The sequence below is a fragment of the Streptomyces sp. NPDC052016 genome, assembly GCF_044548445.1.
In the GTDB taxonomy this organism is placed as follows: Bacteria; Actinomycetota; Actinomycetes; order Streptomycetales; family Streptomycetaceae; genus Streptomyces.
Genome location: NZ_JBIUBX010000010.1, coordinates 147,589 through 169,598, shown reverse-complemented (window position 1 = coordinate 169,598; position 22,010 = coordinate 147,589). Strand labels below are relative to the sequence as shown.

Here is a 22,010-nt window from a genome sequence, read left to right as displayed (position 1 = left end):
GGGTCAGTCGCCCTGCGGGAGGTCGGTCACGAGGCGGGGTGCGTCCCAGTCGCGGGCCACGCCGGCCGTGTCGGCGCCGGGCCGCGCGGGACCGCTGCGGACGGCCGTGGGGGTCGCGGAGAAGCGGGGAGCGGGGGCGGGCTGGGTGATGCCGCCGTGGTCGGTGAAGGTGCCGCGGGCGGCCAGGTGCGGGTGGTGCGGGGCCTGGCGCAGCGACAGCACGGGGGCCACGCACGCGTCGGAGTCCTCGAAGACGGCCGTCCACTCCTGCCGGGTACGGGACTTGAAACGGGCCGCGACCGCTTCGCGCAGGTCGCCCCAGCGGGTCCAGTCCCTGCGGGCGTCGGCGAAGTCCTCCAGGTCCAGCAGGCGCACGAACTCGTCGTAGAACTGCGGCTCCAGGGCGCCTACGGCCATGTGGCCGCCGTCGGCGGTCTCGTAGGTGCCGTAGTAGGGGCAGCCGCCGTCGAGGAGGTTGGCGCCGCGGCGGTCCTGCCAGCCGCCGGCGGCGAGCATGCCGTGGATCATGGCGGAGAGGTGCGCGGTGCCGTCGACGATGGCGGCGTCGACCACCTGGCCGGTGCCCGTCGCGCGCGCGTGGTGCAGGGCCGCGAGGACGCCGACGACGAGATAGAGGGAGCCGCCGGCGTAGTCGCCGAGGAGGTTGGCGGGGACGGCCGGGGGCGTGTCCGGGGCGCCGATCATGCCGAGAGTGCCGGTGAGGGCGATGTACGCCACGTCGTGACCGGCGCGGTGGGCGAGCGGGCCGTCCTGTCCCCAGCCGGTCATGCGGCCGTAGACCAGGCGGGGGTTGCGGGCGTGGCAGGCCTCGGGGCCGACGCCGAGCCGTTCGGCGACGCCGGGGCGGTTGCCCTCGATCAGCACGTCGGCGCGGGCGGCGAGGTCGAGCACGCGCGCGGGGCCGTCCGGGGACTTGAGGTCGACGATCACCGAACGCTTGTTGCGGTTGGTCACGTCGTGGGCCGGGTCGATCGCGAGGGAGGACCCGCCGGGGCGGTCCACGCGCACGACGTCGGCGCCGAGGTCGGCGAGGAGCATGGCCGCGAACGGGCCGGGGCCGATGCCGGCCAGTTCGACCACGCGCACACCGGTGAGCGGGCCGTGGCCTGCGGTGGCGGCGGTACCCGCCGTGCCTGCCGTTGTCATCCAGCCCCCTCGCTGTGACACAACCGATGTAACACCAGTGATGCTAGGAACGTGTTCCAGTGGACACAAGGCCTGAGCGAGCAAGCGCTTAGCCAGTTTAGGTCGCCCGGCTCTCCCGGTGACCGTCCAGCTCCGCCGTCAGCCGTTTGGGTGCCACGGTCCGGTAGCTCTCCTCCACCCAGTCGCAGAGCAGGTCGGCCGCGGGGGCGCCCTGCCGCTCCAGCGGGATGCTCACCCATCCCGCCCTGCCGAGGCCGTATCCGGCCGGTTCGGCGCCCGGGCAGGACAGTGCGTGGGCGTGGGCCGTCTCGTCCCTGAGCTTGACCGTGACGCCCAGCGGGTGAGTGCCGTCGTCGACCCCGAGGAAGACGAACACCTTCCTGCCGACCTTGGCGACGGTCTCGCCCCACGGGAACTCCTCGGTCGCGCCCGGCAGGCCGAGGGCGAACGCGCGCACTTTCTCCCGCTTTCTCAGGGCGTTCCTGGGTACGGCCACCTGCTGCCTCCGGGCTCGTCGTCGGGCTCCGCACTCCTCACGCTAGCCTCAGCCACCGACAGCGGCGCGTGCTGCGGGACCAAGGGGTGTCATGAGCAGGCTGAAAAGGACGGATCGTCCGTACGACATCGTGCTCTTCGGAGCCACCGGCTTCGTCGGGACGCTCACCGCGGAGTACCTCGCGGCCCACGCGCCCGAGGACCTGCGCTGGGCGATCGCCGGCCGGGACGAGACCGGGCTGCGGCGGCTGCGGGACCGGCTGCCCGGCGGCGCACGGCCCGGGGTGCTGCGGGCCGAGGTGTCGGACACTGCGTCGCTGCGCGCCCTCGCCGAGCAGGCGCGCGTGGTGGCGACGACGGTCGGGCCCTACGTGCGCTACGGCGAGGAGCTGGTGGCCGCCTGCGCCGACGCCGGCGCCGACTACCTCGACCTCACGGGTGAACCGGAGTTCGTGGACCTGACGTACGTCCGGCACGACGCCCGCGCGCGGGAGACGGGCGCGCGCCTGGTGCACGCGTGCGGGTTCGACTCCGTCCCGCACGACCTGGGCGTGTACTTCACCGTCCGGCAGTTGCCGGAGGGTGTGCCGCTGACCGTGGACGGCTTCGTGACGGCCGACGCCGCCTTCTCGGGCGGCACGTTCGCGTCCGCGCTCGGCCAGTTCGCCCGGGGCCGGCAGATGGCGGCCGCCGCGCGGGAACGCCGCCGGCACGAGCCACGGCTGATGGGCCGCCGGGCCACGGCACCGCTCGGGACGCCCCGGTTCGCGCCGGAGGTCGGTGCGTGGGCGCTGCCCCTGCCGACCATCGACCCGCAGATCGTGCGCCGGTCCGCGAAGGCGCTGGAGCGCTACGGCCCCGACTTCCGCTACCGCCACTACGCCGCCGTACGGCGGCTGCCGGTCGCCGTGGGCGGCACCGCGGCCGTCGGGGCGCTGTTCGCCGCCGCCCAACTGCCGCCCGCCCGGCGCTGGCTGTCGGACCGGCTGAAGCCCGGCGAGGGGCCGAGCGCCGAGAAGCGGGCGCGCAGTTGGTTCTCGGTCCGGTTCGTGGGCGAGGGCGGTGGCCGGCGCGTGTTCACGGAGGTCTCGGGCGGCGACCCCGGCTACGACGAGACGGCGAAGATGTTCGCCGAGGCGGCGCTCGCCCTGGCCTTCGACGACCTTCCGGAGACCGCCGGCCAGGTCACGACGGCGGTGGCGATGGGCGACGCGCTGACCGGACGGCTGCGCGCGGCGGGCATCGGCTTCCGGGTGGCCGCCCGCCGCTGACCGGTACCGCCCCGCGTCGGACCGGCCCGCGGTCCGTCGGGCCGGTCCCCGTGCCTCGGGCCGGCCCGCGGTGCGTCGGGCCGGGGTACCGGTGCGTCAGACGGGGGCCCGCCTGCCCCTCACCAGGCCACGAGTGCGTCGGACCGGCCCACCTTGGCTCAGACCGGCCACTCCACCAGCGTGTAGACCATCCCGGCGATCCAGCCCAGCCCGGCCAGGACGGCGAGGATCAGCGCGGCGTTCACGGCGCGCTCGACGGGACGGTCGGGGTCGGCGAGGGGCTTCGGGGAGCGGTGCGTCGTCATGCGGGTCAGCCTGCCGGGCGGCGGTCGCGCTCACATCCGTACGGGTACTCAGACAACGTACTCAGGCGGCGTACTCAAACGACCAGTTCGGACCCGTGCGGCCCGTGGCCGGGCCGCGTCCTGACCCCCCGTTCGAGACGTGCCACCCCACTCCCCCGGACCCGCGCGGGAACCTTCGCCACCACACCGTGGAGCCTCGCGGCGGGTCGTCGATCCGCGATTCGGAGTACCGAAGGATCGGTCAGGGGCGGGTCGTCGCCTCCTGAAGCGCCCGGCGGCACAGCGCGTCCGCCCTGCGGGTCGTCTCCGGCAGGCGGAACTGCGGGGTGAGGGCGAGGGTGTGGGCACAGGCGTTGTCCAGGCTCACCCGATGGCCGACGGACACGAACACCGGCTTCACGCCCCGACGGGTCCGCAGGGCGCGGCCCACCTCCTCGGTGCCCGCCAGCAGCGGTGAGGTGGATCCGCGCGGGGCGTCGGGGTCGTCGTAGGTGAAGGTGAAGGGGTTCTTCGCGACGCCGATCGTGGGCAGGCCGGTGAGGACCCCGAGATGGCTGGCGAGGCCGAAGCGGCGGGGGTGGGCGAGGCCGTAGCCGTCGCAGACGATCAGGCCGGGCGGGCAGGGCAGGGCCTCGAGGGCGGCCAGGACGGTGGGGATCTCCCGGAAGGCGAGCAGGCCGGGCACGTACGGGAAGGAGATCCGCCCGACGGCCGTGGCCTCGGCGACGACGTCGAGGCTGCCCGCGTCCAGCACCACGGCCGCCGCCGCCACGACGTCGCGCTCGTCGTCGTAGGCGACGTCCACCCCCGTCACCCGCCCGGTGCCGGGCGGGGGTCCGGGTTCGTCGAGCACCACCTCGGCCCGCAGCTCGTCCTGGACGGCTCGGGCCTCTTCCTCGTCCGCGGGCCAGCCCGCCGGAATGTCTACGGTCGTCATGGTGGTGACGAGCGTACGCATCACGGGGGCCGGCCCGCGATCCTGTTCCGGTGCGGCCGCGTCAGCCCTTGCCGAGCGCCCGCTGCAGCTGGCTCTTGTTCATGTCCGAACGACCGTGGATGTTGCGGCGCTTGGCCTCCTCGTACAGCTGGTCGTACGTGGGCCCCTGCGAGCCCTTGCCGGACCGCTGGCCGCCGCGCTTGCCGGACGACATGTCCTTCGTGGAGGTGCGGCTGGCGGTCTTCGACTCACCGGACCGGGCGCGTTCCTTGTTCACCGTCCGAGCGGCGATCTCCTTCGCCCGCTCGGTGCTCTCCCCCCGGTCCTGCGCACTCTCCTTGATGTGCTCGTACTGGCGCTCCCGCTTGGGGCTGGAACCGCGTGGCATGTGCGCTCACTCCTTTCGCCTGCACCCGACGGGTACCCCGAAACGGCGCTTCGAGCGGCTCAACTCTCCAGCCGCGCCACCCTCCCCTGTTCACCGGCGGCCCAGCACGCCAGGTCGGGGGTGCAGTCGACGGTGTCGTACGAGCCGGTGTCGACCGTGCGCCAGGTGCGGCCGGCGTCGGTGGTCAGGTCCGTGCCGGTCGGGCCGACCGCGAGGGCGGCGGTGCGGCTGTGCGGCAGCCAGGCGACGCCGGAGCGGTAGGCGGGCGGGGATGTGGCGCTGGACCGCCAGGTCCGGCCCGCGTCGCCGGTCACGGCGGCGGCCCGCGGCGACGGCTGGTCCGGGCGGTAGTCGCCGCCGACCGCGAGGCCGTGGGCGCGGTCGTGGAAGGCGAGGGCGAAGACCCCGCGCGCGGGATCGCCCGCGGGGATCGGGGCGTCGGTGGCCGTCCAGGTCAGTCCGCGGTCGGAGGAGTGCAGTACGCGCGCGCGTGCGGCGCCGCCGGTGGCCAGCCAGACGTCGTGGGAGCCGGCGGAGACCAGGCACTGGCCACCGGCGGCGAACCCGGCCTCGCCGTCCAGGGCGGGCGGCATGCCGTCGTCGGGCAGCACCGTCCAGGAGCGGCCGCCGTCGCTGGTCGACAGGATGCGGAACCTCCCGTCGACCGGGTCGCTCATCGCGAGGCCGTGGCGGCGGTCGAAGAAGGTGAGGCAGTCGTAGAAGGCCCGTGCGTCGGTGTTGCGGAAGGACTCCGTCCAGGTCGCGCCGCCGTCCTCGGTGCGGTACACGCGGGAGGCCTCGCCCTCGCCGATGGCCAGCACCACGGCGCGCCACGCGTCGAACGCCTCGACGTCCCGGAACTGCAGTGCGGCGGCGCCGGGCGGTGAGACGTTGCGCCAGCTCCCGCCGCCGTCGGTGGTGCGCAGCACGGTGCCCTGGCTGCCGGCCACCCAGGCGGTCCTCCGGTCGACCGCGGCCAGGCCGCGGAAGCGCACGGAGGGGGTGCCGGTGTCCTTGAGAGCCCACGCGGGGCCGTGCGCCCCTGCGGGGCCGTGCGCCGACGCGGTGGCGTCGTCCCGCGCCTGGGCGGGTGCCGCGGTCAGGACGGCCAGCGCCGCCGCACAGGCCGCTGCGGCGGCCGCCGCCCTCCGCCCCCCGCGTCGCGCCCGTGCCGATCCCACCGTGCGTCGCGTCTTCCCCAAGCGCCTCATGGCGGGCGAAGCTAGCCCAGGCCCGCGATGCCGTCCAGAGGACCTCCGGCGCCTCAACCGCCCTGTGGGGCACGGGAGGAGAAGTGAGTCACTCCCGTGCATGAAAGGCGGTGACCGAGGTCACTCGCATTGCGTGTGCACGGATCGGCCGGTTCCGGCGTCTCTTCCAGTGTCCGGCCCCACCGCCCGGAAGTTCGTCCCGCCGTCACGAGGGAGCAAGGCGTTGTCCACCGTCATCGAGCAGCCCGTTGAGGCCCGCCTGGTCGCCGCCGCGCCTCGGATGCAGAGCATCCCCGCCACGCTGCACTACGACCGGCGTGATCCCTTCGCCGTCCGCATGACCTTCCCGGCCCCGGCCACCCTGGAAGGCGTGGAGGTGTGCTGGACCTTCGCCCGCGAGCTGCTCTCCGGGGGGCTGCACGAGGCGGAGGGACACGGCGACGTCCGCGTCCGCCCCTACGGCTACGGCCGTACGGTGCTGGAGTTCCACGCGCCCGAGGGGACCGCGATCGTGCACGTGCACTCGGAGGAGATCCGGCGCTTCCTGCGGGCCACCAGCGAGCTGGTGCCGGCCGGTCTGGAGCACCTCCAGCTCGACCTAGACCACGACCTGGCGGAGCTGATGCGGGACGCCTGACCTTTAATGCGTTGACAGCCCTTCCTCGCCCTCCTACGGTGTAGAACGCTTCTGTTGCCGCCGATTGGAGAAGGACGTTGCTCGTCTGAGGTCCTGAGACACCGCACCACACCCGTCAGGTGTGGATGCCGCGTGCGACCTCGGCGCTCGAGCCGTCCTTGCGGAGCAGGGGCTTTCCCATGGGTTCGCTCTCCCGTGGATCCGCCTCTCCCTTGGATCCGCCGTTCCCGGCGACGCACGGACCTGTCCGTGACCCCCGGCTCGCCCGATCCCACGATGGTCGCCCCCTCCGGTGTCTCGATACGCGTTGCCCTTGACCGCACACGCAACCGCGAGGCCCGCTTGTCCATTTCGATCACCTGTTCCTCCCTCTCCTTCGCCTGGCCGGACGGCACCTCCGTCTTCGAGGGACTCGACGTCGCCTTCGGCCCCGGCCGCACCGGACTCGTCGGCGTCAACGGCTCCGGCAAGTCCACCTTGTTGAAGCTGATCGCCGGGGAACTCGGCCCCACCGACGGCACCGTGCGCGTCGCCGGCGAGGTCGGCCACCTCCCGCAGAACGTCACCCTCGACACCTCCCTCCGCGTCGACGAGGCCCTCGGCATCGCCGGCCGGCGGGCCGCGCTGCACGCGATCGAGGCGGGTGACGTGTCCGAGGAGCACTTCGAGACGCTCGGCGACGACTGGGACGTCGAGGAACGCGCCCTCGCCACCCTCGGCGAGCTCGGACTCGGCCACGTCGACCTCGACCGCACCATCGGCGAGGTGTCGGGCGGCGAGTCGGTGCTGCTGCGGCTGGCCGCGCTGCTGCTGCGCCGCCCGGACGTCCTGCTGCTCGACGAGCCCACCAACAACCTCGACCTCCACGCCCGTCGCCGGCTGTACACGGCCGTCGCGTCCTGGCCGGGCGTGATGGTCGTGGTCAGCCACGACCGGGAACTGCTGGAACACGTCGACCAGATCGCCGACCTGCGCGCCGGGGAGGTCACCTGGTACGGCGGCAACTTCTCCGCCTACGAGGAGGCACTCGCCATCGAGCAGGAGGCCGCCGAGCGCATGGTGCGCGTCGCGGAGGCCGACCTGCGCAAGCAGAAACGCGACCTGGCCGACGCCCATCTCAAGCTGGCCCGCCGCAAGCGGTACGGGCAGAAGATGTGGGACAGCAAGCGCGAACCGAAGATCATCATGGGGGCGCGCAAGCGCGCGGCACAGGAGTCCGCGGGCAAGCACCGCGTCATGCACGAGGAGAAGCTCGCCGAGGCCAAGGAGCGTCTCGACGAGGCGGTGGAGGCCGTACGGGACGACGACGAGATCCGCGTCGACCTGCCGTACACGGCCGTACCGCCGGGCCGTGACGTCCTCACGCTCCAGGACCTGCAACTGGCGTACGGCGCGCGCGTGGAGGGCGGTTTCGACCTGCGCGGGCCGGAGCGGGTCGCGCTGGTCGGGCGCAACGGGGCGGGCAAGACGACACTGCTGCGCACCATCGCCGGGGAGCTGGCGCCGGTGGCGGGCGAGGCACGCGCGCACGTGCCGCTGCGGTTCCTGCCGCAACGGCTGGACGTCCTCGACGGCGAGCTGACCGTCGCCGAGAACGTCGCCCGGTTCGCGCCCGGCGCCACCAACAACCGGGTCCGCGCCCGGCTGGCCCGCTTCCTGTTCCGCGGCGCCCGCGCCGACCAGAAGGCGGCGACGCTGTCCGGCGGCGAGCGGTTCCGGGCCACCCTGGCGGCCCTGATGCTGGCCGAGCCCGCGCCGCAGCTGCTGATGCTCGACGAGCCGACGAACAACCTCGACATGGCGAGCGTCCGGCAGCTCACGACGGCCCTGGCGTCGTACGAGGGGGCGCTGATCGTGGCCAGCCACGACCTGCCGTTCCTGGAGTCCATCGGCATCACCCGGTGGCTGCTGCTGGACCGGCGGTTGCGGGAGACCTCGGCGGAGGAGGTGGCGGACCCGGCCTGACCCGCGGGGCCCGGGAGTGGCAGGGCCGGCCGCGAGGGTTTTGTCCTCGTGGACCGGCCCTGCATGATGGCTGACCGGCGCCGTGTCAGGGGCGCCGGTCAGGGTCCGCCCTGAGCCACCACCGATTCGGAGACCTGGACGTGCCCAGCAAGAAGGCCCTCATCCGCCGCCCCAGCCCGCGCCTCGCCGAAGGTCTGGTGACGCACCTGGAGCGGGAGAAGGTCGACGTCGGGCGCGCCCTCGAGCAGTGGGAGGCCTACGTCGAGGCCCTGCGCACGCACGGCTGGGAGACCGTCGAGGTCGACCCCGCCGACGACTGCCCGGACTCCGTGTTCGTCGAGGACACGGTGGTGATGTACAAGAACGTCGCCCTGATCGCGCGGCCGGGCGCCGAGTCCCGGCGGGACGAGACCGCCGGCGTCGAGGAGGCCGTCGCCCGTCTGGGCTGTTCGGTGAACTGGATCTGGGAGCCGGGCACCCTGGACGGCGGGGACGTCCTGAAGATCGGCGACACGATCTACGTCGGCCGGGGCGGCCGCACCAACGCGGCCGGGGTGCAGCAGGTGCGGGAGGCCTTCGAGCCGCTGGGGGCGCGGGTCGTGGCGGTACCGGTGAGCAAGGTGCTGCATCTGAAGTCGGCGGTGACCGCGCTGCCCGACGGCACGGTGATCGGCCACATCCCGAAGGTGGACCGGCCGGCGCTGTTCCCGCGGTTCCTGTCGGTGCCCGAGGAGGCCGGCGCCCATGTGGTGCTGCTGGGCGGCCCCGCACTGCTGATGGCGGCGAGCGCGCCGAGGACGGCCGACCTGCTCACCGATCTCGGGTACGAGCCCGTCGTGGTCGACATCGGCGAGTTCGAGAAGCTCGAGGGGTGTGTGACATGCCTCTCGGTGCGCCTGCGGGAGCTGTACTCCTGACCGGGCCGACCCCATTCCGCTCTCAGCCCCGGGACCTGCGGATCCCGGGGCTGTTCCGCACGCCCGTGAATCTCTTGGGGGATGACCCGAACGGCGGCTGATCAGCGATCCTTACGGCGCTCTTAACCTACGGCTTCGTAACCTACGGACTCGTAGCCTACGATCCCGTAAGTTCCGGCACCGCCTGCCGGACGGTTACCGCTCTGCATCACGTCCCCTGGAGTACCCGTGACGATCACTTCCCCGCACCTCGGCAGCCCCTCCGTCTGGACCGACGCCAAGCTGCTGTACGCCCTGGAGGAAGTGGTGGAGACGGAACTGAACAGGCATCTGAAGGTTGCCAAGGACTGGATGCCCCACGAGTACGTCCCCTGGAGCGACGCCCGCAACTTCCCCGGCTTCTTCGAGGACGGCGAGGCCTGGGAGAAGGAGCAGTCGCAGGTCACCGAGATCGGCCGGATCGCGCTGGTGGTGAACCTCCTGACGGAGGACAACCTCCCCAGCTACCACCACGAGATCGCCACCCTCTTCGGCCGGGACGGCGCCTGGGGCACCTGGGTGCACCGCTGGACCGCGGAGGAGGGCCGGCACGGCATCGTGATGCGCGACTACCTGCTCGCCTCGCGCGCGGTGGACCCGGACAAGCTGGAGCAGTTCCGGATGGCCCACATGAGCGAGGGCTTCGAGTCGGACAACCGGCACTCGATGCTGCACTCGGTCGCCTACGTCGCCTTCCAGGAGCTCGCCACCCGCATCTCGCACCGCAACACCGGCCACCAGTCCGGCGACCCGGTCTGCGACCGCATGCTGGCGCGCATCGCGACCGACGAGAACCTGCACATGGTCTTCTACCGCAACCTCCTCAAGGCGGCCTTCGAGCTCGCCCCCGACCTCACCATGCAGGCCGTGCGCGACGTCGTCGTGAACTTCCGCATGCCCGGCCACGGCATGCCCGGCTTCGAGCGGGCCGCGGCGCAGATGGCGATCGGCGAGGTCTACAACCTGCGCATCCACCACGACGACGTCCTCCAGCCCGTGCTGCGCCACCTGAAGGTCATGGACATCGACGGCCTCGGCGCCGAGGGACGGCAGGCGCAGGAGGAACTCGGCCTGTTCTTGGGCGGCCTGGACGCGGAGGCCGCCAAGTTCGACGAGAAGCTGGCCGCGCGCAAGGCGCGGATGGCGGCGCGGGCCGGCGGCTGACCCGGCCCCGTCCGCCCGGCCGACGGCTCGCACGGGGAACCGATTTCCCGGTGCGGGCCGTTCGCGGCCTGCGGCATCATGCCGCCATGCACTACAGCCACACGGTCCAGCAGGCGCTCGGTTTCCTGCTCGGTCTGACCGACGAGGACACGGCCGGGCGGATCAGGGAGCGCATCGGCCTGCCCGCGCCCGCACCGGAGAGCCCCGCGGAGACCCGGCGCAGGATGTACCGCGTCTGGTCGTGGCCGCGGGTGCCGGCCTCCCTGCCGCTGTGGATCCTGCAGGAGGACGATCCCGAGCTGAACGCCGTCGTGTGGTACCACATCGGCCTCGACGCCGGCCTGCGCCGGGCCGTCGCCCGCGGGATCCCCTTCGGACCGGGCCGCACCGAACCCGTGCCGGTGAAACGCGACCTGCCGGGCGAGGAACCCGAGGTCCCCGAGAGCTACGTCCGCCACGGCCTCGTCGGCGCACTGCGCGCGACGACCGGCATGGCCGCCGGCCGCGCCGCCGCGTCCATGGTCCTGACCCCGGCCGACTGGCACACCGTCACCGAGGCCGACGCCGAACGCCCTCTGCCCGGCTACGCGCGCTGGGCGCTGTCGGTACGTCCCGACTGCCCGCCCGCGCTGCGCGCGCAGTTCGGCTCGCACCCCAAGTTCGCCCACCGGGTGCGCCAGGCGGGTGTACTCGCCGGCCCGGCCGCGTATGCGACGGACCACGGCCCCGCCGCCGGCGTCCTCGAGGTCCTGGCCATGGGTCGTCTGATGTTCCCCACGCGGATCGGCGAGGCCGAGGACGCCCTGCGGCCGCTGGTGCGCCACCACTTGGGCGACGACGAGGAGGCCTGGGCGGTGCTGGCGCAGATCGTCGGCACGTTCCACGGGACCGCGCCCGAGCTGGTGGTGGCCGCGGGCGCCATCGCCTGAGAGCCGCCTCGGGGAGGGGGCGGGGCGGCTGGATTCGAACCAGCGTGTTCTGGTTTTGGAGACCGGTGCGCCTGCCTCTGCGCTACGACCCCGCCCTTGCGGCTCAGCGTAATGCCTTGGCCCGTTGTCAGCAGGGCCTGGTACTCATGAGGCACTGGGGAAGAGCACGGCACGGGGGGCCTGACATGGGGTACGGGGAGCGGGAGCGACGGCGTCCGCCGGTGGTGGACCTCGCCGACCGCCGGGCGCTGGAGGCGTACCGGCCGGCCGTTCCGGCGGTCGTGGAGGAGGCGAGGCGGCTCAAGGAGGCCGCGCTGCTGGACTTCGGGCTGACCGAGTCGGCGGTGGCGTCCTGGCTGTACGCCAAGTGCCATCACCAGATCCCGACGACGGCGGTGGACACGGCGGCCGTGGTCGCCTCCGGCGACGGCACCTGCCTGCTGCTGTACAACCCCGACTTCTTCGTCGGACTGGGCCTGGCGGGCGTGAAGTTCGTCCTCTTCCACGAGGCCCGCCACCTCGTGCACCGGCATCTGCTCGCCGACCCGGAGCTGCGCGACGACCCGGTGTTCACCCTGGCCGCCGAGGTCTCCATCAACCACGTGGCCCTGGTGCGGCTCGGCCGCGAGGACCTCCCCCTGCTGGACGGCCGGCCCACGGGCGTCGACCCCCGCCGGATCTACGACGCCTACGTCGAGGACCTGACGACCCACGGCCTCGAGCCGGTGGCGTACGAGACGTTCACCGAGACGGACACGCGGGTGTACGGCGAGCTGAGGCGGATGCACCACCCGCCCGTCCCCGACGAGCGGCTGTGCCTGCACCTGGTGGAGGACGGTGTCCCCGCCGACCAGGAGACCGTCGACGCGGTGACGTCCTCCGCACTGCTCAACTCCCTGCTGGCGGCCCGGCGCGGACACGCCGGCGCGGAGCGCGAACTGCTGGACCTCATGGGGCGCACCGAGGAGGGCTCGGCGCGGGCCGCCCGCCTGTGGGGCAACCTGGGCGCCGGGGCGCTCCGGGGAGAGACCACCCGCACGCGGACCGTCGACTGGTGGCAGCGCTGGCTGGTCGACGTGCTCGGCTCGAAACTCCGCGACGGCGAGCGGCTGGTGTATCCGAAGAAGCGCGGCGCGCTGCTCGCGGCCCTCGGCCAGGACCCGATGCTGGCGCGCCGCGGCCCGGTCCGCGAGAAGGTCCTGGTGATCGCCTACGACACGTCGGGCTCGATGCCCGACCGGGTGATCCGCTGGCTCACCGACCTGGTCGGCCGGATCGACGGCGTGGAGGCGCACTGGCTGTCCTTCGACGCCGTGGTGATGCCCTTTCGGCCGGGCGAACGGGTCTACGGCGGGGGCGGCACCAGCTTCCGGGCGGTCGCGGACTACGTGGAAGGCCGCACGGACGTGAACGGCCGCCGGTGCGAGGTGACTCCGGACGCGGTCGTCGTCCTCACCGACGGGTACGCGCCGCCGATCACACCCGCCGAGCCGGACACATGGATCTGGCTGATCACGGAGGGCGGCAGCGAGTGGCCCGAGACGCACACCCCGGCGATGGCCTGCCATCGGGTGACCACGGCATCGCGGTGAAGGAAGACGACGGCACGGGAACCAGCGGGGGACGGGGAGATGAGCACGCGGGCACAACGCTCCGCCGGCACGGGTGACCACGGCGGCACCGCCGAGGTCGACCGGCTGGAGGCCTTTATCGACGCCATGATCGACCTCGGGCAGACCGGGCAGGTCTTCGGCGAGCACGGCATCGGCAAGACGGCGACGTTCTTCTCCTACGTCGCGCGCTCCCGTCCGGACACCACGCTGGTGTACGTTCCGGCGGCGAACCTGACCCCGGACGACCTGCTGGTCAACGCGCCGGTGCGCGACCCGCACTCCGGCGAGCTGGTGCTGCGGCAGCTGGTGATGAGCCAGTTGAAGCCGGGACGGCCGTTCGTGCTGCTCATCGACGACTCCCTGCAGGCCGGGGACACCATCCAGTCGCAGCTGATGCAGATCGCCTGCAACTGGACGCTCGGCGAGCACGACCTGCGCGCCCTGGGCTGCGTCGGGGTCTTCCTCACCGACAACGAGTCCCTCGCGGAGACCTCGGCCCGGCGCGGCGACCTGGCGCTCCTGGACCGCATGGTGACGATGCGGATCACGGCGAACGACACCTCCTGGCGCCGGCATCTGGCCGCCAAGTACCGCCCGTGGGACCTGCGTCCGGTGTTCTCTTTGTGGGCGTCGCTCTCCCCGGCGCTGCGCGAGCTGCTCTCCCCGCGCACGCTCGACCACGTCCTGGCCAACGCCCGTGAAGGTTTCCCGCTGCGCTGGGGCCTGCCCCTGGTCGACGGCGAGCGGCTGCGGCTGGCCGAGCCCGGCCGGGACGGCAGACCGGGCCACCACCGCACCGCCGAGATCCTCGACCGGATCGCCCAGGCCCTGGGCGTGCCCAACCCGGCCACGGTTCCCGACCCGGTGCGGCAGGTGGTGCGGGCGGCGCTGCGCAACCGCTGGACGGTGCTCCTGCAGGGCCCGCCCGGGTGCGGCAAGACGGAGCTGGTGCGCGAGACGGTCCGGGAGGGGCTGGGCCGGGACGCCCTGTACTTCTCGCTGCCGGTGACCAACGTCGAGGACCTCTGCGCGCCGGTGCCGTCGGCGGACGGCACCCTGGACAACCTGCTCGCCGCGAAGTTCACCGGGCCGGAGCCCAAGGCGATCGTGTGGGACGAGTACAACCGGCCCAAGGACAAGGCCGCGTTCGCGAAGCTGATGGAGATCACCCAGGAGTGGTCCCTGGCCGGGCGGCGCATCGAGAACCTGCGGGCGCAGATAGCCGTGCAGAACCCGCCGTACCACCTGGGCCGCAAGCTGCTGGTCTCGCGGAACAACATCGCGCAGGCGACCCGCTTCACGGCCTCGCTGGAGGTGGCGCCGGAGGACATCCCAGCCAACGAGTGGCTGCTCGCCCGGTACGGGACGGACGCCGAGACGGTGCTGGAGTGGTGGAAGCACGACATCGACGAGGAGGGCCGCGCCTGGATCACCAAGCGCACCCTGGAGCGGCTGATCAAGCTCCACCGGCGGGGCCTGCCGCTGGAGATGGCGACGGTCTACCTCGGCGACGGCGAGTACGCGCCCGTGCCGCTGTCCGCCCTGATCGACCGGCTGCGGGGCCGCCCGGTGACGGGGCTGCGCGAACTCGCCCGGGACGTGGACGTGTGGGAGGACCGGCTGCGCCGCGCCGCCGAGCGGTCCGCGGAGGGCGGCAACGACAGCGACGTGGTCCACCAGATCCTCGCCAACGCGGAGCTGTCCCAGCTGAAGAAGCACCGCGGGGTGGTGACGCGCCTGGTGGCTCTTCTGCCGGCGAAGCTGCGGGCGACGTATCTGGTAGGGGCGTCGGAGCAGCAGCAGAAATTCTGGACGGGGGTGTTCACCGGGATGCGGCGGTAGGGGAAGCCCGCCCGGGCCGGACCGTGGTTCAGTCCTCGTGGCGTGGTGGGCCGTCCGGTGCCGTGCGGTGGACGCTGCGCACGGCTGCCACGTCGGCGGGCACGGTCGGCGGGGGGATGTGGGCGCTGCGGGCCGTCAGACGGCGTTTCACGCTGGCGGCGATGCCCGAGCCGAGGACGAAACGGGTGGGGGTGGTGGCGCGGGGCGCGTGGTCCAGGAGGCGGTGGGCCTCGCGGCTGCGCAGGCCCGTGTGGCGCAGGACCAGGTGGCGGAGCCGGTGGTCGCCGGCCGCCAGCGCCTGCCCGATGGTCTCGGCGGCCGCCAGGTCGATCCGGTTGTCGGCCGCGCCGAGCACCGCCGCGGCCCGGACCCGGCCGAGATCCAGCAGGGTGACGCCGGCCGTGGTGGCCGCGACGGCCAGCCGGGCCGCGGCGGCCGGTCCGATGCCGTTGCTGGCGACCGACAGACGGTCGAGCCGACCGTGCGGCGCCCGTTCCAGCGCGGTGGCGAGACGCAGGGCGCCGGCGTCGCCCAGCCGGGCGGCGGAGACGTACAGTTCGTCGATCGCCCCGGCGGCGATCACCTCGGCGAGGGCGTCCGCGCCCGCCTCGCCCAGCGGGTTGCCGCCGGCGAAGAGGCGCTCGACGCGCCGCCCGGTGCCGGCGGCGGCCAGCAGCGCGTCGGCGAGGACGGCGACGCCGGCCGGGTCGAGGCCCGTCTGGACCAGGTCGAGGGTGCGCAGGGTGCGGGCGGAATCGACGAGTTCGGCGGCCGCCCGGCCTCCCCCGCCGCCCAGCGGGTTGCGTTTGAGCCACACACCGGTCACGACCTGCGGCGAGGCGCGCAGCTGGTCGGCGATGCGACAGGCGCCGCCCGCGGTGATGCCGTTGCAGCCGAGGTAGAGCGTCTCGACCGGCGCGTCGGTGCCCGCCACCGCGGCGGCGCCCTCGTCGCCGAGGGCGTCCGTCCAGCAGCAGGTGCCGTACGGGCGCGGGGCCGTCGGCCAGAGCCTCGGCGACGAGAGCGGCCCCCTCCGCGCCCAGCCCCTGCTTGCACAGGTCGAGACGTCCGTCGGGCAACGCCGTGCCCGCGGCGAAGTCCAGCCGCTCCCCCGCCGGGCGGCCGGCCCGCAGCCAGGCGAGGAGCGGGGCGAGGTCGGCCAGGGGGCGCGGCACGACGTGCGGCACGCCGGCGAAGCCGGGCGACTGCGCCCGCGGGTCCGGCCGCGTCCCCGGTCCGGGTTCCCCGGTCACCACTCCGCCTCCCGGTAGTCCTTCAGGAACACGCCCGACACCGGGTCACCGGCCTCGCCGCGCACGATCGGGTCGTAGACGCGGGCCGCCCCGTCCACGACGTCCAGCGGGGTGCGGAAGCCGGCCGCGGCCATCCGGGCCTTCTTGGGCGCCGGGTTCTCGTCCGTGATCCAGCCGGTGTCGACGGCGCACATGTGGACGCCCCGCTCGGCGAGTTCGGCGGCGCTGGTGCGGGTGAGCATGTTCAGGGCGGCCTTGGCCATGTTGGTGTGCGGGTGGCCGGGCATCTTCTGGCGCACCGCGAAACGGCCCTCGACGGCGGTGACGTTGACGACGTAGCGGCGCGGGTGCGGGGAGGCGAGGAGCAGCGGCAGCAGCCGGTCGCACAGCAGGGCCGGGGCGAGGGCGTTGACGAGCTGCGTCTCCAGGACCTCCGCCGGGTCGAGGGCGCCGAGCCGGGCCGACCAGGAGTTCTCCGGGGAGGGGTCGGGCAGCAGTCCCGCCTCGTCGGCCTCGCGCAGCGCGGCGGGCAGGGCGGAGACGGAGCCCCCGAGTCCCTCCAGCATCCGCATCGGCGTGAAGCCGGGCGCCCGGCGTGCCCTCCCGGGCAGGGCGTCGTACTCGCGGGAGGCCAGCAGGGCGTACGACTCGGGTGGGCGGCGTACCGTCTGGGCCGCGTTGTTGACCAGGACGTCGAGCGGCTCGCCCTCCGCGCGCAGCTCCTCGCACAGGCCCAGCACCTGGCGGGGGTCGCGCAGGTCGACGGCGAGGACGGTGAGCCGGTCGAGCCACGCGCCGCTGCCCGGCGCCGCGCGGAAACGGCGCACGGTGTCGTGCGGGAAGCGGGAGGTGACGAGGACCTCCGCGCCGTCCCGCAGCATCATCAGCGCCAGCTGGAAACCGATCTTCACCCGGCCGCCGGTCAGCAGGACCCGCCGGCCGCTCAGGTCGGTGCTCAGGGCGCGGCGGGCGGTGTTGTCGGCGGCGCAGGCCGGGCAGAGCCGGTGGTAGAAGGCGTCGACCTGTCGATAGGGCGACTTGCAGACATAGCACGTGCGCGGTCGCCGGAAAACGCCGGCGCCGCCGGTCCCGGCCTCGGGCAGGGGCGCGTCCTCGCGCCGGTCCAGGGCGCCGGTCGCGGTCGCGGCCATCGCGGCGGCGTCCGCGGCCGAGGCCTCGGCGCCCCGCGCCTTGCGCCGCCGCAGCCGTCCGTCCCGCGCGAAGGACGCGGCGACCTGCTCGGCCCTCAGCCGCAGGGGATCGTCGACGGGCAGCGCGCGCAGCCTGCCCACGAGGTCGTGGAAGACGGCCAGCTCGGCCTCGGAGACTTGCTCGGTCACCATCGCGACGACCGGCTCCGCCTCGGAGACCCGCTCGGCCACCGGCCCGACGGCCGCCCCCGCCTCCGAGCCCCGCTCGGTCACCGGCCCGACGACCGGCTCCGCCTCGGAGACCCGCTCGGTGACCGGCCCGACGACCGGCTCCGCCTCGGAGACCCGCTCGGTGACCGGCCCGACGACCGGCTCCGCCTCGGGGACCTGCTCGGTCACCGTCGCGACGACCGGCTCCGCCTCGGAGACCCGCTCGCTGACCGACCCGACGGCCGCCCCCGCCTCCGAGCCCCGCTCGGTGACCGGCCCGACGACCGGCTCCGCCTCGGAGACCTGCTCGGTCACCGTCGCGACGACCGGCTCCGCCTCGGAGACCCGCTCGCTGACCGACCCGACGGCCGCCCCCGCCTCCCAGCCCCGCTCGGTGACCGGCCCGACGACCGGCTCCGCCTCCGAGCCCCGCTCGCTGACCGACCCGACGGCCGCCCCCGCCTCCGAGACCCGCTCGCTGACCGACCCGACGGCCGCCCCCGCCTCCGAGCCCCGCTCGGCCACCGGCCCGACGGCCGCCCCCGCGCCCGTCCCGGTGATGTCCTCGCCCATCCGTGTCCGCCCCGACCTGCCCGCCCCGTGCTCGCCGTGCCGTGGTCCCGACCGGATTCGAACCGGCGTGACCGCCCTGAGAAGGCGGCGAGTCTGCCTCTGCTCTACGGGACCGCAGGCGCATCCGGACGGCCGGATTCGAACCGGCGTGCTTCGCCTTGGCAAGGCGATCGCGCCTGCCTCTGCGCTACGTCCGGACGCGCCCAGGGATCTTAACCGCACCCCCGCGATGCGGTCGCACGGATTTGCGAGCTCAGTGCGATGTGCGCCGGAGCTGCAACCGTTCCTTCTCGGACAGGCCGCCCCACACGCCGAAGCGCTCGTCGTGGGCCAGGGCGTACTCGAGGCAGGCGGAACGCATCGCGCACATACCGCAGATGCGCTTGGCCTCCCGCACGGAGCTGCCCGGCTCCGGGAAGAAGAAATCCGCCCCGGTCTGCGCGCACAGCGCCTCGAGCTGCCAGGCGAGATCGGGCGTGGGGATCGTGTCGGTGTACATGGCGAGGATCGTGCCCCGCGGCGAAAAACGTTCGATCAACGCCGGATATACGCCGCCGTGCAGGGCCTCCGGCCGCCCCGATGGTGCCCCCGGCGCGGGCCGTCGCGCACGGCGGCGCGCGGGAGCCGGGACGACGAAGAATTCCTCCGCCCGCGACCGACCAGGACGGACCGCGGCCGAAGGCGACCGCCGGCCCGCCCCCTGCGCCACCGCTCCCCGCGCCATCGCTCCGGCAGGACCACCACGGCAGTACCGACCACGGCAGGGCCCACCACCGCCGTACCGACCACCGCAGCACCCACCACCGCCGTACCGACCACGGCAGGGCCCACCACGGCAGCGCCGCCGAGGCGCGCCCCCGGCCGCGCCTCGGCGGCGATCGTCAGTGGCGGGTGCGAGACTCGGCAGTGCACAGGCGGGACTCCCACGAGGAGGGCGAAGATGCTCACCACCCGTTTCGTCAACGGCGCTCCGAACTGGATCGACGTCGGTACGACCGACATCGACCGCGCCCGCGCCTTCTACGGCGCCCTCTTCGGCTGGCAGTTCCGGTCGGCGGGGCCCGACGCCGGCGGCTACGGCTTCTTCCAGTCGGACGGCAGGACCGCGGCGGGCGGCATGCAGACCACCCCCGAACAGGGTCCGCCGTCGTGGACGGTGTACTTCCGCTCGCCGGACGCGGAGGCCACGTGCAAGGCGGCCGAGCAGGCGCACGGCAGGGTGCTGTTCCCGCCGATGGACGTGACGGGCCGGGGCACCATGGCGATCCTCGCCGACCCGGCGGGCGCGCCGTTCGGCATCTGGCAGCCCGCACAGATCCAGGGCGTCGACGTGGCGGGCGAGCCGGGGTCGCTGTGCTGGGTCGAGCTGTACACACCGGACATCCCGGCGGCGGCCGCCTTCTACCACGCCACGCTGGGCCTGGAGACCGCGGCCGTGTCCTTCCCGGGCGGCGTCTACACCTGCGTCCACCCGGCGGGCGCCGGGGAGGACGCCATGTTCGGCGGCATGGTCCCGCTGGCCGACGATCCCACGGAGGCGGAGTCGGGGGCGTCCTGGCTGCCGTACTTCGAGGTCACCGACGTGGACGGGGTGGTCGCGCGGGCGGAGGAACTCGGCGGCACGGTCCGGGTGGCGGCCACGGACGTCGAGGGCGTCGGCCGGATCGCCCGCCTCGCCGACCCCTACGGGGCCCGCTTCGCGGTGATCAGAACCGCGCCGCGGCAGGAGCCGTGAGGCGGGCCGGGCCGCAGCGGCCGGTCACGCCGAGGCGCGGCGCACCAGCGTGGTCGGCAGGACCACACCGGGGGACGGGGCGTCGGGCTCGTCGCCCGGCGCGGGGGGCGGCGTGCGGCGGTCCAGGCCGCGCAGCAGAAGACGCGCCATGATCCGGCCCATCTCCTCGATGTCCTGACGGACCGTCGTCAGCGGCGGGTCGGTCTGCTCGGCGACGGGCAGCATGTCGTCGAAGCCGACCACGGCGACGTCCTCGGGCACCCGGCGGCCCCGTTCGCGCAGCACCCGCAGGGCGCCCGAGGCGGTGAGGTCGTTGGCGGCGAAGACGGCGTCGACGTCGGGGCAGCGGTCGAGCAGTTCCCGCATGGCCCGCTCACCCCCGCCGGGGGTGAAGTCGCTCTCCACGACGAGCCGCGGATCGCCGTCCCCCATGACGTCCCGGTACCCCTCGAGACGGTCCGCCGCGGACGTCTGGTCGAGAGGGCCGGTGATGTGCCCGATCCGGGTACGGTCCAGGGCGGCGAGATGGCGTACCGCCTCGCGGGCGCCGCCGCGGTTGTCGCTGTCGACGTACACGACGTCCCGCGTGCCGTCGCTCCAGCCGGGGCGGCCGCCGAACACCGTCGGCACCCCGGCGCCCTGGATCAGCCCGGGCAGCGGGTCGTCGAGGTGCAGCGAGAAGACGAGGGCGCCGTCGACATGGCCGCCGGCGAGATAGCGGGCGACCCGGGCGTGGTCGTCACGGCCCTCGGTCAGCAGGAGCACGAGCTGGTTGTCACAGGCCGTCAGCTCCTTGCTGATGCCGCGGAGCTGCAGCGCGAAGAACGGGTCGGCGAAGACGCGGGTCTCCGGTTCGGCGATGACGACGGCGACGGCGTCGTGCCGCCGCGTCACCAGGCTGCGGGCGGCCTGGTTGGGGACGTACCCGAGTTCCTCCACCGCCCGCCGGACCCGCTCCACCAGCGGCTCGCGCACGCCGTCCCCGCCGTTGACGACCCGCGAGACGGTGGCTCTGGAGACCCCGGCCCGGGCGGCCACGGCCTCCAACGTCGGACGCGGCGCTGTGTCGGTCACTGCGGGGCTCCTCCTCGGTGGATGGGGGCCAGGATAACCGCGCCGGGACACGGAGGTGAGGTGGCGCAGAGAGCGCTCTCGCGACCGGGAAGGGGCTTGCACACGGAAGGGCCCTCGGCGAAGATCACGGCATGACGACGAGAAAGGCCCATGGCCGCTGACCTCCTCACCCCGTACGCCCGGCTGCCCCGCGCGTACCGGGACCGAACCGTCCTGCACAGCACCGTCGACGCCTTCGGCCGCGCCCACTGGCTGCTCCGCACCGCCCCAGGACGCGACGACCTCTACGACGCCGTGGTCGTCACCGTCGAGGACGGCCGCTCCGAGGAAACGCATCTGCACTCCGTCCGCGCCCGCTTCCCACGGCTCGACGCCCTCCCCGACGGGGGTTTCGTCGTCGCCGACGCGCGCAGACGCACGGGGCAGGGGGACGGAGACGGGGACGGCGACGACGACGAGCAGGTGCAGGTCTTCGACGCGTTGGGGCGCCCTTCATGGGGCTTTCCCGTGGGCGACGCGATCGAGCACCTGCTGACCGACCCGGAGGGCAGGGTGTGGGTCGGCCACTTCGACGAGGGCACGTGCGGCGACGACCCGCTCAGCTTTCCCGGCGTCCGCTGCTGGAGCAGCACCGGCGCTCCCGTGTGGACCTACGAACCGCTGCCCGGAGCGGGATGGCTGGTCGACTGTTACGCCCTCAACGTCGCCCGGAGCGCGACCTGGGTGTATCCGTACACCGACTTTCCCCTCATCGAGGTGAGGGAGGGCCGGCCGCCGCTGGTGCGCGGCACGCCGGTGCCGGGCGCGCGGGGCTTCGCCGTCCACGCAGACCGGGTGGTCTTCTTCGGCGGCTACGACGAGAGTCGCAGCCGCCTCGTCGACTGCCGTCTCACGGACGACACCGTCGAGGTCGTGACCGAGGGCCGGCTGCTGCGCCCCGACGGCGGTGAACCCGGCCGAAGCCGGGTCGTCAGCCGCGGCCCGCGCCTGTACGTCCAGGAGGAGCCCTTCACCGACTGGGCCGTGTACGACATCGGGTGACCGCCGGCGGCCCGAGACCGACAGGCCCCAGACCGACAGGCCCCAGACCGACAGGCCCGAGACCCACAGGCCCGAGCCCGACAGGCCGGTCCG

20 protein-coding genes and 3 tRNA genes are annotated in these 22,010 nt (G+C 73.8%); 10 read left to right on the top strand and 13 right to left on the bottom strand.

The genetic code is table 11. The features are described 5' to 3' along the window. Window positions 1-3: 3 nt before the first annotated feature. On the bottom strand, window positions 4-1,167 hold the full coding sequence (locus ACIHAR_RS14915; RefSeq protein ID WP_400019589.1) for a CaiB/BaiF CoA transferase family protein: 1,164 nt from the start codon (window positions 1,165-1,167) through the stop codon (window positions 4-6). A gap of 97 nt (window positions 1,168-1,264) precedes the next feature. Next, window positions 1,265-1,663 carry an MmcQ/YjbR family DNA-binding protein gene (locus ACIHAR_RS14910; RefSeq protein ID WP_400019587.1) on the bottom strand — a complete coding sequence of 133 codons (399 nt, stop codon included), beginning with the start codon at window positions 1,661-1,663 and terminating at the stop codon, window positions 1,265-1,267. 91 nt (window positions 1,664-1,754) lie between these two features. Here ACIHAR_RS14910 and ACIHAR_RS14905 point away from each other — a divergent pair, with 91 nt between their 5' ends. Beyond that, entirely contained in the window at window positions 1,755-2,933 is a 1,179-nt protein-coding gene (locus tag ACIHAR_RS14905; protein ID WP_400019585.1) for a saccharopine dehydrogenase family protein, read from the top strand. A 158-nt stretch (window positions 2,934-3,091) separates the two neighbouring features. Here ACIHAR_RS14905 and mmpA read toward each other — a convergent pair whose 3' ends face one another. The 4 genes from mmpA to ACIHAR_RS14885 all read right to left on the bottom strand — a co-directional run bounded on the left by mmpA (window position 3,092) and on the right by ACIHAR_RS14885 (window position 5,774). After that, on the bottom strand, window positions 3,092-3,238 hold the full coding sequence (gene mmpA / locus ACIHAR_RS14900; protein WP_365458345.1) for a morphogenic membrane protein MmpA: 147 nt from the start codon (window positions 3,236-3,238) through the stop codon (window positions 3,092-3,094). Between the two features lie 241 nt (window positions 3,239-3,479). After that, window positions 3,480-4,175, bottom strand: a complete 696-nt coding sequence (locus ACIHAR_RS14895) for an endonuclease V (protein ID WP_400019583.1) — start codon at window positions 4,173-4,175, stop codon at window positions 3,480-3,482. 61 nt (window positions 4,176-4,236) lie between these two features. Continuing rightward, window positions 4,237-4,563, bottom strand: a complete 327-nt coding sequence (locus tag ACIHAR_RS14890; protein WP_400019581.1) for a plasmid stabilization protein — start codon at window positions 4,561-4,563, stop codon at window positions 4,237-4,239. A 59-nt stretch (window positions 4,564-4,622) separates the two neighbouring features. Then, entirely contained in the window at window positions 4,623-5,774 is a 1,152-nt protein-coding gene (locus tag ACIHAR_RS14885) for a WD40/YVTN/BNR-like repeat-containing protein (protein WP_400019579.1), read from the bottom strand. A 223-nt stretch (window positions 5,775-5,997) separates the two neighbouring features. Between ACIHAR_RS14885 and ACIHAR_RS14880 the strand changes: the two genes are divergently transcribed. The 5 genes from ACIHAR_RS14880 to ACIHAR_RS14860 all read left to right on the top strand — a co-directional run bounded on the left by ACIHAR_RS14880 (window position 5,998) and on the right by ACIHAR_RS14860 (window position 11,425). Further along, window positions 5,998-6,411: an SsgA family sporulation/cell division regulator gene (locus ACIHAR_RS14880; protein ID WP_365458333.1), complete on the top strand. Its 414-nt coding sequence runs from the start codon at window positions 5,998-6,000 to the stop codon at window positions 6,409-6,411. Window positions 6,412-6,753: 342 nt separating this feature from the next. Then, window positions 6,754-8,376, top strand: coding sequence for an ABC-F family ATP-binding cassette domain-containing protein (locus tag ACIHAR_RS14875; protein ID WP_400019576.1), 1,623 nt, complete (start codon window positions 6,754-6,756; stop codon window positions 8,374-8,376). 140 nt (window positions 8,377-8,516) lie between these two features. Then, on the top strand, window positions 8,517-9,293 hold the full coding sequence (ddaH, locus tag ACIHAR_RS14870; RefSeq protein WP_365458327.1) for a dimethylargininase: 777 nt from the start codon (window positions 8,517-8,519) through the stop codon (window positions 9,291-9,293). Window positions 9,294-9,521: 228 nt separating this feature from the next. Beyond that, window positions 9,522-10,496 (top strand): acyl-ACP desaturase, encoded by a 975-nt coding sequence (locus ACIHAR_RS14865; protein ID WP_365458324.1) that lies wholly within the window; start codon window positions 9,522-9,524, stop codon window positions 10,494-10,496. 86 nt (window positions 10,497-10,582) lie between these two features. After that, a complete protein-coding gene (locus ACIHAR_RS14860; RefSeq protein ID WP_400019573.1) occupies window positions 10,583-11,425 on the top strand; it encodes a hypothetical protein in 843 nt (280 codons plus the stop codon). Between the two features lie 18 nt (window positions 11,426-11,443). On the opposite strand, the gene ACIHAR_RS14855 is transcribed toward ACIHAR_RS14860, so the two are convergent. Next, window positions 11,444-11,519, bottom strand: a tRNA-Trp gene (locus ACIHAR_RS14855). Window positions 11,520-11,610: 91 nt separating this feature from the next. Here ACIHAR_RS14855 and ACIHAR_RS14850 point away from each other — a divergent pair. Continuing rightward, window positions 11,611-13,017, top strand: coding sequence for a hypothetical protein (locus ACIHAR_RS14850; protein WP_400019571.1), 1,407 nt, complete (start codon window positions 11,611-11,613; stop codon window positions 13,015-13,017). A 39-nt stretch (window positions 13,018-13,056) separates the two neighbouring features. Further along, window positions 13,057-14,880, top strand: coding sequence for an AAA family ATPase (locus ACIHAR_RS14845; protein WP_400019569.1), 1,824 nt, complete (start codon window positions 13,057-13,059; stop codon window positions 14,878-14,880). Window positions 14,881-14,908: 28 nt separating this feature from the next. On the opposite strand, the gene ACIHAR_RS14840 is transcribed toward ACIHAR_RS14845, so the two are convergent. The 5 genes from ACIHAR_RS14840 to ACIHAR_RS14820 all read right to left on the bottom strand — a co-directional run bounded on the left by ACIHAR_RS14840 (window position 14,909) and on the right by ACIHAR_RS14820 (window position 18,566). Further along, on the bottom strand, window positions 14,909-15,814 hold the full coding sequence (locus tag ACIHAR_RS14840; protein WP_400019567.1) for a ribonuclease inhibitor: 906 nt from the start codon (window positions 15,812-15,814) through the stop codon (window positions 14,909-14,911). Between the two features lie 315 nt (window positions 15,815-16,129). Continuing rightward, the gene (locus ACIHAR_RS14835; protein WP_400019679.1) at window positions 16,130-17,476 is read right to left on the bottom strand and encodes an SDR family NAD(P)-dependent oxidoreductase; all 1,347 of its coding nucleotides are present in this window, start codon (window positions 17,474-17,476) and stop codon (window positions 16,130-16,132) included. Between the two features lie 633 nt (window positions 17,477-18,109). Continuing rightward, window positions 18,110-18,181: transfer RNA gene (locus ACIHAR_RS14830), tRNA-Glu, on the bottom strand. A 9-nt stretch (window positions 18,182-18,190) separates the two neighbouring features. Beyond that, a tRNA-Gly gene (locus ACIHAR_RS14825) sits at window positions 18,191-18,264 on the bottom strand. A 56-nt stretch (window positions 18,265-18,320) separates the two neighbouring features. Continuing rightward, window positions 18,321-18,566, bottom strand: a complete 246-nt coding sequence (locus tag ACIHAR_RS14820) for a WhiB family transcriptional regulator (RefSeq protein ID WP_365458309.1) — start codon at window positions 18,564-18,566, stop codon at window positions 18,321-18,323. Window positions 18,567-19,007: 441 nt separating this feature from the next. Here ACIHAR_RS14820 and ACIHAR_RS14815 point away from each other — a divergent pair, with 441 nt between their 5' ends. Next, window positions 19,008-19,802, top strand: a complete 795-nt coding sequence (locus tag ACIHAR_RS14815) for a VOC family protein (RefSeq protein ID WP_400019565.1) — start codon at window positions 19,008-19,010, stop codon at window positions 19,800-19,802. 24 nt (window positions 19,803-19,826) lie between these two features. Here ACIHAR_RS14815 and ACIHAR_RS14810 read toward each other — a convergent pair whose 3' ends face one another. After that, the gene (locus ACIHAR_RS14810; protein WP_400019563.1) at window positions 19,827-20,876 is read right to left on the bottom strand and encodes a LacI family DNA-binding transcriptional regulator; all 1,050 of its coding nucleotides are present in this window, start codon (window positions 20,874-20,876) and stop codon (window positions 19,827-19,829) included. A 150-nt stretch (window positions 20,877-21,026) separates the two neighbouring features. Here ACIHAR_RS14810 and ACIHAR_RS14805 point away from each other — a divergent pair, with 150 nt between their 5' ends. Beyond that, window positions 21,027-21,917 carry a hypothetical protein gene (locus ACIHAR_RS14805; RefSeq protein WP_400019561.1) on the top strand — a complete coding sequence of 297 codons (891 nt, stop codon included), beginning with the start codon at window positions 21,027-21,029 and terminating at the stop codon, window positions 21,915-21,917. Window positions 21,918-22,010: the final 93 nt, after the last annotated feature.

What these genes read in the sequence shown, in the direction of transcription:
- ACIHAR_RS14915 (WP_400019589.1), bottom strand. Translation starts at nt 1,167, where the DNA reads ATGACAACGGCAGGCACGGCGGGTACCGCCGCCACCGCAGGCCACGGC.
- ACIHAR_RS14805 (WP_400019561.1), top strand. Translation starts at nt 21,027, where the DNA reads ATGGCCGCTGACCTCCTCACCCCGTACGCCCGGCTGCCCCGCGCGTAC.
- ACIHAR_RS14845 (WP_400019569.1), top strand. Translation starts at nt 13,057, where the DNA reads ATGAGCACGCGGGCACAACGCTCCGCCGGCACGGGTGACCACGGCGGC.
- ACIHAR_RS14850 (WP_400019571.1), top strand. Translation starts at nt 11,611, where the DNA reads ATGGGGTACGGGGAGCGGGAGCGACGGCGTCCGCCGGTGGTGGACCTC.
- ACIHAR_RS14860 (WP_400019573.1), top strand. Translation starts at nt 10,583, where the DNA reads ATGCACTACAGCCACACGGTCCAGCAGGCGCTCGGTTTCCTGCTCGGT.
- ACIHAR_RS14835 (WP_400019679.1), bottom strand. Translation starts at nt 17,476, where the DNA reads ATGGTGACCGAGCAAGTCTCCGAGGCCGAGCTGGCCGTCTTCCACGAC.
- ACIHAR_RS14815 (WP_400019565.1), top strand. Translation starts at nt 19,008, where the DNA reads ATGCTCACCACCCGTTTCGTCAACGGCGCTCCGAACTGGATCGACGTC.
- ACIHAR_RS14890 (WP_400019581.1), bottom strand. Translation starts at nt 4,563, where the DNA reads ATGCCACGCGGTTCCAGCCCCAAGCGGGAGCGCCAGTACGAGCACATC.
- ACIHAR_RS14885 (WP_400019579.1), bottom strand. Translation starts at nt 5,774, where the DNA reads ATGAGGCGCTTGGGGAAGACGCGACGCACGGTGGGATCGGCACGGGCG.
- mmpA (WP_365458345.1), bottom strand. Translation starts at nt 3,238, where the DNA reads ATGACGACGCACCGCTCCCCGAAGCCCCTCGCCGACCCCGACCGTCCC.
- ACIHAR_RS14820 (WP_365458309.1), bottom strand. Translation starts at nt 18,566, where the DNA reads ATGTACACCGACACGATCCCCACGCCCGATCTCGCCTGGCAGCTCGAG.
- ACIHAR_RS14895 (WP_400019583.1), bottom strand. Translation starts at nt 4,175, where the DNA reads ATGACGACCGTAGACATTCCGGCGGGCTGGCCCGCGGACGAGGAAGAG.
- ACIHAR_RS14905 (WP_400019585.1), top strand. Translation starts at nt 1,755, where the DNA reads ATGAGCAGGCTGAAAAGGACGGATCGTCCGTACGACATCGTGCTCTTC.